Source organism: Ramlibacter sp. (genome assembly GCF_029866045.1).
Lineage (GTDB): Bacteria > Pseudomonadota > Gammaproteobacteria > Burkholderiales > Burkholderiaceae_C > Ramlibacter.
Genome location: NZ_JARXAB010000077.1, coordinates 1 through 12,411 on the forward strand (window position 1 = coordinate 1; position 12,411 = coordinate 12,411).

The 12,411-nt window shown below is 66.0% G+C and carries 12 protein-coding genes; 4 read left to right on the forward strand and 8 right to left on the reverse strand.

Annotated features, from left to right (window positions below; translation table 11 throughout):
- From QE494_RS08635 to QE494_RS08670, 8 genes are all read right to left on the reverse strand, one after another.
- Positions 1-1,305 (reverse strand): FliI/YscN family ATPase (locus tag QE494_RS08635; protein ID WP_300042523.1); only part of this gene is annotated, 1,305 nt, incomplete at its 3' end.
- Positions 1,302-2,411, reverse strand: coding sequence for a FliH/SctL family protein (locus QE494_RS08640; protein WP_300042524.1), 1,110 nt, complete (start codon positions 2,409-2,411; stop codon positions 1,302-1,304). The genes QE494_RS08635 and QE494_RS08640, both read right to left, overlap by 4 nt.
- Complete coding sequence (gene fliG / locus QE494_RS08645) at positions 2,404-3,495, reverse strand: flagellar motor switch protein FliG (RefSeq protein WP_300042525.1); 1,092 nt, start codon at positions 3,493-3,495, stop codon at positions 2,404-2,406. The genes QE494_RS08640 and fliG overlap by 8 nt, the downstream gene beginning before the upstream one ends.
- Before the next feature lie 31 nt (positions 3,496-3,526).
- A complete protein-coding gene (fliF, locus tag QE494_RS08650) occupies positions 3,527-5,431 on the reverse strand; it encodes a flagellar basal-body MS-ring/collar protein FliF (RefSeq protein ID WP_300042526.1) in 1,905 nt (634 codons plus the stop codon).
- A 32-nt stretch (positions 5,432-5,463) separates the two neighbouring features.
- A complete protein-coding gene (locus QE494_RS08655) occupies positions 5,464-5,832 on the reverse strand; it encodes a flagellar hook-basal body complex protein FliE (RefSeq protein ID WP_300042527.1) in 369 nt (122 codons plus the stop codon).
- Positions 5,829-7,145, reverse strand: coding sequence for a sigma 54-interacting transcriptional regulator (locus QE494_RS08660; RefSeq protein ID WP_300042528.1), 1,317 nt, complete (start codon positions 7,143-7,145; stop codon positions 5,829-5,831). Before QE494_RS08660 ends, QE494_RS08655 begins: the two co-directional genes overlap by 4 nt.
- A 367-nt stretch (positions 7,146-7,512) precedes the next feature.
- Positions 7,513-8,337, reverse strand: a complete 825-nt coding sequence (locus tag QE494_RS08665) for a flagellin (protein WP_300042529.1) — start codon at positions 8,335-8,337, stop codon at positions 7,513-7,515.
- 50 nt (positions 8,338-8,387) lie between these two features.
- Entirely contained in the window at positions 8,388-8,864 is a 477-nt protein-coding gene (locus QE494_RS08670) for a hypothetical protein (protein ID WP_300042530.1), read from the reverse strand.
- A 266-nt stretch (positions 8,865-9,130) separates the two neighbouring features.
- Between QE494_RS08670 and QE494_RS08675 the strand changes: the two genes are divergently transcribed.
- The 4 genes from QE494_RS08675 to QE494_RS08690 form a co-directional block, all read left to right on the forward strand.
- Positions 9,131-10,240 (forward strand): PseG/SpsG family protein, encoded by a 1,110-nt coding sequence (locus QE494_RS08675; RefSeq protein ID WP_300042531.1) that lies wholly within the window; start codon positions 9,131-9,133, stop codon positions 10,238-10,240.
- Positions 10,237-11,301: a pseudaminic acid synthase gene (pseI, locus tag QE494_RS08680; protein WP_300042532.1), complete on the forward strand. Its 1,065-nt coding sequence runs from the start codon at positions 10,237-10,239 to the stop codon at positions 11,299-11,301. The genes QE494_RS08675 and pseI overlap by 4 nt, the downstream gene beginning before the upstream one ends.
- On the forward strand, positions 11,298-11,855 hold the full coding sequence (locus QE494_RS08685; RefSeq protein ID WP_300042533.1) for a GNAT family N-acetyltransferase: 558 nt from the start codon (positions 11,298-11,300) through the stop codon (positions 11,853-11,855). Before pseI ends, QE494_RS08685 begins: the two co-directional genes overlap by 4 nt.
- A gap of 38 nt (positions 11,856-11,893) precedes the next feature.
- Positions 11,894-12,411 (forward strand): SDR family NAD(P)-dependent oxidoreductase (locus QE494_RS08690; RefSeq protein WP_300042534.1); only part of this gene is annotated, 518 nt, incomplete at its 3' end.

Consider the following 12,411-nt stretch of genomic DNA (forward strand, 5'->3'; position numbering starts at 1 on the left):
ACCCACCGCCGAGACGCAGTCGGGGTAGACCACCCCCTCGTGCATGTCCTGGCGCAGGAAGGTCTCGAGGGCGGGCCTCAGGCGGATCGCCTCGTCCAGCTCGGGGTTGGTGCCGGTGACATAGGCGCCAACCTGAATCAGGTCGCGGTTTTGCTGGTACAGCGACCACAGTCGCCGAAACTTGTTGGCCTGCTTGAGCCTGGCCGGCTCGATGAGGCTGGGCATGATCCGGGATATCGAGCCGTTGAGGTCGATCGCGGGGTAGTGCGCGGCATCGGCCAGGTTGCGCGAGAGCATCACCTGGCCGTCGAGTGAGGCCCGGGCCAGGTCCACCACCGGGTCGTGCGCGTCGTCGCCCTCGGCCAGCACGGTGTAAATACCGGTGATCGAGCCCAGTCCGTGGCGGCCAACACCGGCACGCTCGATCAGATTGGGTAGCAAGGCAAACACCGAGGGCGGGTAGCCCTTGGAGGTGGGCGGCTCGCCGACCGCCAGGCCAATTTCGCGCTGGGCGTGGGCCACGCGGGTGAGCGAATCGACCAGCATCAGCACGTTCTTGCCCTGGTCGCGAAAGTACTCGGCGATGGTGTGCGTCATCAGCGTGGCCTTCAGGCGCAGCACCGGCGAGACATTGGCCGGCGCGGCCACCACCACAGACTTGGCCAGACCTTCGGGGCCGAGCGACTCCTCGATAAAGGCCTGCACCTCGCGCCCGCGCTCGCCGATCAGGCCGATCACGACCACGTCGGCCTGGGTGTAGCGGGTCAGCATGCCCAGAAGCACGCTCTTGCCCACGCCAGAGCCCGCAATCAGGCCAATGCGCTGACCGCAGCCGAGCGTGAGCATGCCGTTGATGGCCTTCACGCCGACATCGAGCACCTGGGTGATCGGGCCGCGCTCCATGGGATTGACTGGCCGCCCTTGCAGGGACAGCCGGGTGTCGCAGCGGGGTGCGGGCTTGCCGTCGAGCGGCTCGCCGCGGCCATCGATCACCCGTCCGAGCAGCTCGGGCCCCAGGCCCACACTGGCCGACGGGTTGATCACCCGCACGCTGGCGCCTGGGCCAATGCCCTGGGGCTCGGTGAAAGGCATGAGGTAGAGGGTCTGGTCGTTGAAGCCGACCACTTCGGCCTCGATCCGCGCGCCAGAGGGGTCGACGACCTCACAGCAGGCGCCCAGCGGTGCCATCAGGCCACGGGCTTCCAGGCGCATGCCCACCAGGCGAGCCAGCGTGCCGCTTTTGCGGGGCTCGGCCACGCGCAGGCTGGCCGACAGGCGGTCCACTTCGGCAGCGAAATCGATCATGCCAAGGGCTCCTCGCCGGGACCGGCGCGCAGGGGACTGTCGGTCTTGGGCGCGTCGCTCATGGGACGGGCGGTGGCGTCAATCACCTCGCCCAGGCCAGAGGCGCGGCGGCGCAGGCCGGCTGCCAGAGGCTCGGCCGCGCCCGCCATGGGCGGCGCCGCAAACTCACGCAGCAGCGCCGATTCGCGCGGGCCGGCCGTAGCCTCACCACGGCCTCCCGGGTGCACCAGCAGGCGATCGACCAGGGCCTGGAGACGGTGTTCCACCAGGTCTTCCAACACAGTGTCGTCCAGACGCAAGCGGACGCTGCCGCGATGCAGTTGGGGGTCGGCCTGCACCTTGAGCCCATCGACCGCAAGAAAGCCGGGGGTGGCCTCCTGCAGCATGGTGGCGTCGTCCGGATGCAGGCAGACCAGCACTGGGTCGCCCGGCGCCGGGTCGAGGGCGGCAAGGGATTGCCGCACGATCTGGGTGATGGCCTGCGGCGCGGCCTGAAGCTCGCCGCGCACCAGCTGCTCGGCGATGTGCAGGGCGAGACGCCGCAGCGGTTCGAAGAAGCGGTCCGGGTCTTCGGACAGGGCGCGCAGCTCGATGGCCAGGTGGCGAATCAACTCGGCCTCACGGGCGCGCTCGGCCTCGACGTCGGCCAGCGCCTGCGCCCTGCCCTCTTGCAGGCCTTGGGCATGGCCCCGGGCCTCTGCCTCGGCCAGAACTTCGGGACTGGCCTCGACGAGCCCACGTGATTCAACATCCGTGAACCCCGGCGAGTTGGACACGCCGTCGCCGCGCAGGGCGATCGGCGTGGCCGATACGGAGCCGGGATGCCCCTCGGGATCATGGGCACGGCCCGACGGAAGCAAGAGCTCGTGGACGGGGAGCGCCGGGTCTACCGGCTCCCCGACCCGCCAGGGGCCAAAAGCCTGCGATGCCTTCTGGTCCCAGGCGGCGCGCAGGAAACGGGGCGTCTCGCGCGGCGTGAGCAGCAAGGGGCTGGGGACCCAGTGCCCGGCTGCGGGACCACCGAGGCCACCTGAGCCCGTGGCGCCAGCCGCGCCCGTGTAGGCAGCGGTGCCGGCCGATCCCGGACGAGGGCGGGCCTCAGACAAAGTCGTCTCCGCGTCCTGCCAGCATCATCTCGCCGGCGTCGGACAAGCGACGCGCGATGCGAATGACCTGCTTCTGGGCCTCTTCCACGTCGGCCATGCGCAGCGGGCCGCGGGCCTCCATTTCGTCGACGAACATGAGGCGCGCACGCGCGGACATGTTGTCCAGGAACTTGCCCTTGACGATGTCGGGGGCGCCCTTGAGCGCCACCATCAGCATTTCGGACTCCACCGCCCGCATCAGGGTCTGGATGCTGCGGCTGTCTACCGCCTGCAGGTTTTCGAAGGTGAACATGTTGTCCTGGATCTTGAGCATCAGGTCGCCGTCGAGCTTGCCCAGGCCCTGCATGATCCCGCCTTCCATTTCCACCTTCACAAAGTTCATGATCTTGGCTGCCGCCTTGATGCCACCGAAGCTCGAGCTCTTGGCCGAGGAGTTGGTGGAGAACTGCTTCTTCATGATGGCTTCGAGCTCCTCCATCGCCGAGGGCTGCACCGTCTCCAGGCTGGCGATCCGCTGCACGATCTCGGAGCGGTGCTCGCCAGGCAGGTAGGACAACACGTCGGCCGCCACGTCGTACTCGAGCACCGACAAGATGATGGCCACCACCTGCGGGTGCTCGCCGGCAATCATGTCGGCAATCGAGCGGGCGTCCATCCACTTGAGAATGTCCAGGCCCTTGCTGCCCTGCCCCGGCATGATGCGCGAGAGCACCGAGGCGGCCTTGTCGTCGCCCAGAGCCCGCTTCATCACCTTCTCGACATAGTCGCCGGTGCCCAGGCCCAGGCTGGTCTGCTTCTTCAGCGTGGATACGAAGTCGTCGAGCACGATGTTGACCGCCTCCTGCGACAGGTCGGCCACCGAGACCATCGCGGCGCCCAGCGCCTGAACCTCCTTGGGGTTCATGAAGCGGATGATTTCCGCTGCCTGCTGCTCGCCCAGGAGCAACATGAGCACAGCGGCGCGCTGGGTGGAGCTGAGATTGTCCAGTTCCTCCTGCAACTCCGGCGTCATGATGAAGTCGGCGGCAGTGGGCGCCGTCGGCTCCGTCTTGCCGTCCTTGGCTTTATCGTCTTTGTCGGCCATGGTGTTCTCCTGCCTGGGTGGGGGCGGCGCCTCAAGCGGCCTTGATCATGTTCTTGAGGACGTTGGCCACGCGGGCAGAGTCCTCGGCCACCAGCATCCGGATCAGGGCGACCTTGTCGTCGTAGGTGTTGGCGGTGTCCAGCATGTCGATCGAGATGCTCGAGCGCTTGGGCTTGAGCTTGGCCTTGATCTCCTCGAGGCTCTCGCCCTCGCCGAGCTGGATCATGCGCATGTCGTCATCAGATAGCTCGCCATCGGCCAGGGGCTTGTTGGCTTCGGCCTCGGCCTCGGCGTCCTTCTTGGCGTCGTACAGCGCGCGCATGATGGGCCGGATCACGATGACCAGGAAGGCCAGGAAACCCAGGGCAATGAGGCCGCTCTTGAAGGCCAGGTGCACGTCGGGCTGCAAGTACCAGGCAATGGTGGGGATAGGCAGCTCGCTCTCAAAGCGGGCCGGCACCACCGACACCTGGTCGCCGCGGGCCTGGTCGAAGCCGACCACGCTGCGCACCAGCTCGGTCATGCGCTGGAGTTCTTCGGGCGTGTAGGGCTGGCTGGCTGGCGCAGCCGGGGCACCCGGGGCCGGCGCAGAGGCGCCCGCCAAGGGCGCCGGAGGCGGGGCGAGCTTCTCGTTGACCACCACCGCCACCGAGATACGCTGCACCCCGCCCATGGCGTTGGTGACATGGCGCACGGTCCGGTCGATTTCGTAGTTGCGGGTGGCCCGCGTGGTGTTGGTCGACGTCGAGTCGGCAGCGCCGGCGACACCGGCCGCCGCGGGGGCGGAGGCGGAGGCGGCGCCAGCGGCGGCGTTGCTGGTCACCGTGGTCACAGGTGCGGGCGGGGCGGTGTTCGACAGAGTGCCCGGCACCCCCTCGGCGTTCTTGCGCTGCGTGCGGTCCTCCGACACCACCTCAGAGCGGGTCTTGGGGCCCTTTTCGCGGGTATCGAAGTCCTCGGTGGTCTGTTCGATCTGGGTGAAGTCCAGGCTCAGGTGGACCTGCGAGCGCACATTCGCCTCGCCAACCATGGGCGAGAGGATTTGCATGATGCGGCTGCGGTAAACCTCTTCGAGCTGCTGCTTGTGCGCCGTCTGGGCCGAGGTCAGCCCCAGCTTGAGCTCAGTGGCCGACTCGGTGAGCAGCTTGCCCACGTTGTCCACCACGGCCACGTGGTCCGGGGTCAGGTAGGGCACGCTGGACGACACCAGATGCACGATGGCCTGTACCTGCGAGGGAGAGAGCGTCCGCCCCGGGTGCGGGGTCACCACCACCGAGGCCTTGGGCGGCACTCGGTCGCGCACGAACACGCTCTGGCGCGGGGTGGCCAGGTGGACACGGGCGCCGGCAATGGTGCCGATCTGCATGATGCTGCGGGCCAGTTCCTGTTCCATCGCGGCGTTGACACGCACCTGCTCCATGAACTGGCTGGTGGTCATCGAAGACTGGTCCTTGAGGCCTTCCAGTCCCACCGCTCCGGTCTTGGGCAGGCCCTGGCTGGCCAGGAAGATGCGCGCCTCGTGGAAGCGGTCGGCCGGCACGGTGAGCTGGCCCGACTGCGGATCGATCTTCGGCTTGAATTCGGCAGTACGCAGGGCGTCGAAGGCGGCTTGCTGGTCGGACTCGGACAGGCCGGGCATGACCGGACGGTGCGGGGTCGACTGGATCCAGAGGTAGGACAGGCCGAACACGAGCAGCGCAAAAATGACCACGAAGGCAGGCAAGGCACGGCGAACCGCCGGCTGCTGGACGACGCGGCGAACGCCGTCCATGAGCCCACCACCGGCGGGCACGAGCGCGCCGCTGCCTGGCGCAGCGCCGGCCTCGCCCGCAAGCACCAGGGCCTGGGAGGTGGTAGCAGGAAGACCCGCACCTGCCGAGGCAGATGCGGTTGCCGGCGCGATGCCGGCGGGAAGGGTGGCGGTGGCTGTGGCCATGGTGATTGCCTCTGTGCTTCTCTAGGGCCGGATCAGACCGGCATGTTGAGAATGTCCTCGTACGCCTTGAGGACCTTGTTTCGAATTTGAAGCGTGGCCTCGAAGGCCAGGGACGACTTCTGCATGCCCAGGACCACATCGGTGAGGGGCAGGCCCTCGCCGCGTTCGTAGGCGGCCTGCAGGCGGGTTGACTCCAGCTGGGCGGAGTTGACCTGGCCCAGTGCGCCCTTGACCATCTGGCCAAAGCCGACCTGGTTGGGGCGGACGGTGCCGCCGGCCTGAACGCCGGGGGCAGTCACCGGGGCCAGGCCACCGGCAGGGCCGTTGGCCTCGACCTGCAGCGAACGCATGGTCTGCAGCATGGAGGCGATGTTGGCGGCGGAGGTGGCGCGCTCGATCATGCGAGGCTCCCTTCAGCTTCCGTCACCAGACCCTGGGCACGCATCTGGGCCAGCTTATAGCGCAGCGTGCGCGGGCTGATGCCCAGGCGCAGGGCGGCCTCTGCACGGCTGCGTGTGGCGGACAGGGTGGCCAAGATGATGCGCAATTCGTTGTGGCGGGTGGCGCTGTGCAGGTCGGACGGTGCAGCGTGAGCGCCGTCGGCCTGCGGGGTGGCGGCTGGCGTGGCAGCCACCGTGGTGCAGATTGCCTCGCCCTGCCAGGGCGCAGGTGCGGTGAAGGTGGTGGCCGAATGGACGAAGGCGTCGGTCGCGGCGGAGGCGAGCGGCGCAGGGGCTGCAACCGGCGCAACTGGCGCAACAGGCACGAGAGCTGGGAAGGTGGGGGCCGAGACAAGCGGCGAAGCAGACACGAGGGGCGCAGCAAGCGCAGCGATCGGTGCGGGTGCGGGTGCGGCCGTCACCGGCGCGGCGGCAGGGGCGGTCCAGGCCTCTCCCTCGCCAGCGTCGAGCCAGTCGTCAAACATCAGCTGGTCGGAGCCAATCACCCCGTCATTGCTGATCACGACCGCGCGTCGCATCACGTTTTCCAGCTCGCGCACATTGCCGGGCCAGCCGTATTGGGTCAGCAGTTGCTGGGCCTCGGGCGTGACTTGCCAGCCGCCCCGGCTGCCCGCGGGCGCGGGGTGCTGGGACAGGAACTGAAGCGACAGCGGCAAGATGTCGCCCGGGCGCTGCGCCAGCGGCAGCAGGCGAAGGCGGAAAGTGGCAATGCGGTAATACAGGTCTTCGCGAAACTCGCGCTGGGCAATGGCTTGGCGCAGGTCACGGTTGGTGGCGGCCACCAGGCGCACATTGACCGGCACCGCCTCTTCGCTGCCCAGGCGCACCACCTGGCGCTCCTGCAGCACGCGCAGCAGCTTGGCCTGCAGGTGCACCGGCATTTCGCCGATCTCGTCGAGGAATAGCGTGCCGCCCTCTGCCTGCTCGAAAAGACCCTTGTACGCGCGCTGGGCGCCGGTGAAGGCCCCCTTTTCATGGCCAAAGAGCTGGCTCTCGATCAACTGCTCGGGCATCGCCGCGCAGTTGATGGCGACGAAGGGGCCATGCCGGCGGTTGGACGATTCGTGGAGGACGCGGGCCAGCACCTCCTTGCCTGCACCGGTAGGACCGACCAGCAAGGTGGTGACATCAGCGACGGAGACCCGCTGGGCCAGGGCCAGGAGATTACGGCTGGCGGGGTCAACGAACACTGCGCGGCGGACAGCAGGTGCTGTGGGCGCAAGGTTATTGCCGGCGATGAATGCGGTATGCACGCGAAGTTCTCCAATCGGTTGAACGCAGTTACCTATCGCAACCGCCGTGCCATCTCTGATTGAATTCCTTGGTGCTGCTAAATATCCAAGAAGTAATTATTCCGAGCTCATCAAGGTGCCGGAGAACCGTCGTTGGAAAGACTGGACTGCCGACCCGCCGACAGCCAGATGCTCAGGCCAGGAGCCGCTTGGGTGGAGGGACGCACACGCGAAGCGCAGGGCGCGGCGTGCCTGCCAGGGGCGCGCGGAAGGGGCGCGCGGCAGGGGCGGGCTCGAGAAGTCGAGGGAAGACGTGTCTGATCCAAGGACTCATGGGCGCCCCGGAGTGTCTGAATGCGCAAGAGCGCCGCCGAGGGCGGCCGTGCGTTTACTGCAGGAGTTTCAGCACCGACTGCTGCGAGGTGTTGGCCTGCGCGAGGACAGCCGTTGCAGCCTGCTGGATGATCTGTGTGCGAGCCATCTCGCTGGCGGTCTTGGCGTAGTCCGCGTCCAGAATCCGGCTGCGGGCGGCAGAGGTATTGGTCGAGACATTGGTCAGGTTGTCTCCGGCATGCTGGAAGCGATTGATCTTCGCGCCCATGTCACTTCGGAAGCTGTCGATTGCCGCCATCGCGGTATCTATGGAGGTGATTGACGTATTGGCTTCGGTCACGGTGCCGATCGCCGCAGAGAGCATCGCCGCAGTCATGCCGGTCATGCCCTCAATGTCCTTGAAGGTCACCGTGATCACCTGGCTCGCGTTGGCTCCAACCTGGAACGTCACTGCGGTCATGGTGCCGTCGACGATCTTGGAGGCGTTCCACTCGGTGTTGTTCGAGATACGGGTGATTTCCGCCTGAAGCTCAGCGAATTCAGACTGCAGCGCAGTGCGGTCTGAGGCGGCGTAGGTGCCGTTGGTCGATTGCACCGCAAGCTCGCGCATTCGCTGGAGCATGTTGGTGACTTCGTTGGTGGCGCCCTCCGCTGTCTGGAGCATGGAGATCGCGTCGTTGGCATTGCGAACCGCCTGATTCAGCCCGCGAATCTGCGAGGTCTGTCGGTTGCTGATCGCCAGGCCGGCCGCATCATCGGCGGCGCTGTTGATTCGCTTGCCGGTTGCCAACTGCTCCATCGACTGGCCCAGGGACCGGTTGTTCTTGGACAGTGCAGCCTGGGTAATGAGCGAATTGAGGTTGGTATTGATGACGGTCATGGTCTCTCCAGAACGTTCGGAGCGGCAAGTGCTTGCCGCCGATCACTTGTTTAATGGGTGCTTGCCTGCAGTTGGTCTGCCTGCGGGGCATCGGCCAACAACTCGGAAAGTTCGTCGAATTCCTGCTGCAAACCCTCGTGGTCAGGGTGTGCCTGCAGGGCGGCAAGCGAATGCCGCCAGGCTGAAAAATAGGCGGCCCGGCAGCGCATCACCCGCACCAGGTGCAAGTGACTTTCGGCAGTAGCTGCGTCCCCCTGCAAATCCATCAGGGCTTGCAGGCAGTTCTGGGCACGATCCCAGTCCTGCTGAATCTCTGCCAGCAGCGCGCCGACGGCCAGGATGTCCGGGCTCTGGGGGAACTGCAGCATGCCGGCATCGACCAGCACCTGGGCGATATCAAGACGTTCGCGGCCGACCCAGAAGGCCATGGCCTCCCGGACCTCGGCGGGAGTGAGGTCAGCGACCTGATCGGCCGAACAAACCTGCTCGTAACGACTGGCTTCCATGAGAGTGACGGGTTGGGACATCTAATTTCTCCACGATCGGTTGAATCCATTGCCGCAGGGCGGCAAACCATTGCCACCGGGTGGCACAGCGTCATTCATGCAATCGGCGTGCCAGCTTGAATTGCAGCGGCAGGAGCGGAACCGACGGGTATCTGGCCTTGCTACAGCGCCTGCAGAAAGAGTTGAAGACGCCGGTGGCACGCAAGATGCAAGAAGACCGACATTCGATAGCCGCGGTGTCGGGAACTGGACAGTTCCGGGCGCTGGCCACACCTCACTTCTCCGCCATGGATTCGTCAACGATCACTGTCACGCGGCCTCGCGAAGCCGGAAGCCGACTACTGAGTTTTGCGACTGAGGCCTCCCGCGCAGGGGGCCTGGGTCACTTCATGCGTTGCTTCGCCCTGGCACAAGAGGCCCGGGCCCGCGATATTGAAAGCCGCTTCATCCTGAAGCAAGCGAGCGCGGCGGTGCGCGCCCGGCTGGCGGGAATCGGCGCCCAGTGGGTCGAGGCGGGAGACCAATGGGCGCAGGCGTGCCTGGCGCAGGCCCCTGCAGCCGACGCCTGGTGGGTAGTGGACAGCTACGCCGCCACCACCGACCTGCTCGATGCGCTACGCCGCCGGAACCGGGTCCTGTATTTCGACGACCTGTGCGCCTTGCCGCACTTTCCTTGCGACCTGGTCCTCAATGCCTCACCCCAAGCCACCCACCTGCCCTACGCGGACCGGATGTCTGCTCGATGCAGCTTGCTGGCGGGCCCCGCTTACGCACAGATCCGAATGGAGCTGCGCAAGGCTGCACGCATGCCAGGTCTGACCCGTAGCAGGCCCAGCCAGATCGGTTTGATGCTCGGCGGCAGTGACGCCACCGGCCTGGCGCTTCAGGTCCTGACTTCGCTCAGGGCCGCCCTGCCCGACGCCGACCTGCAAGTCTTTATGGGACCGGCCTCGGCAGACATCTCGCAAGTTCGCGAGGCCGCAATGCGGCAGACCCAAAGTACGGTGATTTCAGATCCGCCCGATCTCGCCGAGCGGCTCGCCGCCTGTGACCTGGTGGTTACTGCAGCGGGCAGCAGCGTCTGGGAGCTGTGCGCCTTGCGGCAGGCCGCTATCGCACTGGTGGTCGCTGACAACCAAGTAGCCGCCCTGCAGGCCTGCCCCTTCCCGTCACTTGACGCACGCCAAGGCGTGCCCAGCGAGCTGGGCGAGCTCGCCAGAACACTCCTGGCCGATCCGACTGGCCTAGAACGCCTTCGCCAGCGAGCCGTCGATGCGGTGGATGGACAGGGCGCCGCGCGGACGCTTGCTGCGATGGGATTGGGGCGACCCGCGACACCGCTGCCGATGCCCGCTTCCGTCAGCCCAACGACCGAACGAGAAGGGACACTGAGATGAACCCGCAAGAAATCCAGATCAGCGGCCGCAGCATCGGTCCCGCGCATCCACCCTACGTCATTTGCGAACTTTCCGGCAACCACAATGGCAGCCTGGACCGGGCGCTGCAGATGATCGATGCCGCTGCAGCGACTGGCTGCGACGCGATCAAGCTTCAGACCTACACGCCCGACACCATCACCCTGGACAGCGACCGCCCCGAGTTCCAGGTGCGAGGCGGGCTGTGGGACGGCCAGAGCCTCTACCAGCTCTACGCGCAGGCCTACACACCCTTTGAGTGGCATGCCCCGCTCTTCGCGCGGGCGCGGGCGTTGGGGGTGACACTCTTTTCCTCGCCCTTCGACCCGACCGCAGTCGACCTGCTCGAGGCCCTGGACACGCCGGCGTACAAGATTGCGTCGTTCGAACTGATCGACCTGCCCCTGGTGGCCTACGTGGCCTCCAAACGCAAACCCATCATCATGTCGACCGGAATGGCCACGCATGGCGAGATTCAGGCGGCCGTGGAAACGGCGCGTAACCACGGCTGTAGTGAACTGGTGCTGCTGCATTGCGTCTCGAGCTACCCCGCCCAGGTGGCAGACGCCAATGTGCGTACAGTGCCTGCGCTGGCCAGCGAATTCGATTGCCCGGCGGGCCTGTCAGACCACACCTTCGGCACCGCTGCCAGCGTGGCGGCGATCGCCCTGGGCGCCTGCGTGATCGAAAAGCACTTCACCCTGGCCCGTGCCGATGGAGGGCCTGATGCGGGCTTCAGCATGGAGCCGGCCGAGTTCAGCCAATTGGTCCAGGACTGCAGGCACGCCTACCAAGCGCTGGGCCAGGCACATTTCCGAACGCTCGAGAGCGAGCAGGGGTCCCTGCAATTTCGGCGGTCACTCTATGTGGTTCGCGACACCGCCCGCGGCGAAGCCCTGACCGAGGCCCATGTGCGATCGATCCGGCCAGGGCTGGGGCTGCACCCCGCGCGCCTTTGGGACGTCCTGGGCAAGCCCGCCAGTCGCGATCTGGTGCGAGGTGAGCCGCTGGCTGTCGGCATGGTCGAAGGACTTGAGGGATGAAAGCACAACTCAGCCCAGGCGCCGCCCAAGGCACGCCCATCCAGATCCTACGTGCAACTGCGGAGGACTCGCCGCATCTCTGGGTGTGGCGCAATGACGAGTTGACACGAAAAATGTCGGTCAACTCCGAGAGGGTCGAGCGCGACGCGCATGAGACCTGGTACCAGGGCTTACTCGCCAGCCTGGACCGCCACCTGTATATCGGGCTGCTGGACGGCGTCGAGCGGGTTGGCGTCTGTCGCTTTGACATGGAATCTGGCAACGGGCGCGCAGAAGTTTCAATCAACCTGAACCCGGCCTGCCGGGGCAGGCGACTCTCGGCCGCCTTACTCGGCGCCGCGATGACCCGCTTCCGGCAAGAACAAGGGGTCAACCTGAGCGCCCGGATCAAGCCGTCGAATATCGCCAGCATCCGATGCTTCACCGCCAATGGCTTCGTGCTTGTTGGCGGCGACGCGGATTTGGCGCATTACCGCTACGACTACCAGCCATACACGTATAGGCCGAGCCCCAGCCGCCCCCAAGCCTGGGCTGGCTGGCATGCAAAGTGCTGAGAGAACCGACAAAGCTTCAAAGGTGTCAAAAAATGGACATGCGCGTCAGCCCCCACCAAGATATTTGTGACCAATCCATCCTGATCACGGGTGGCACTGGTTCATTCGGACGTGCCTTTGTGCGCGCAGTGCTGGATCACTGCCCCAAGGTCAAACGCCTGGTTGTCTTCAGCCGCGACGAACTCAAGCAGTACGAGATGGCGCAGGAGTTTCCAGAGAGCAAGTACCCGGCCTTGCGCTTTTTCATCGGCGATGTCCGTGACCAGAAGCGTCTGAGCCGCGCACTGGAGGGTATCGATACCGTCGTCCATGCCGCCGCGCTCAAGCAGGTACCGGCAGCTGAATACAACCCCTTCGAGTTCATTCAGACCAACATCATGGGCGCGCAGAACCTGATCGAGGCCTGCATGGACACCCAGGTCAAGCGGGTCGTCGCCCTGTCTACCGACAAGGCAGCGGCACCGATCAACCTGTATGGGGCGACCAAGCTGTGCAGCGACAAGTTGTTCATTGCAGCCAACAATTTCCGCGGTGCTCGCGTTTTGCGGTTCTCGGT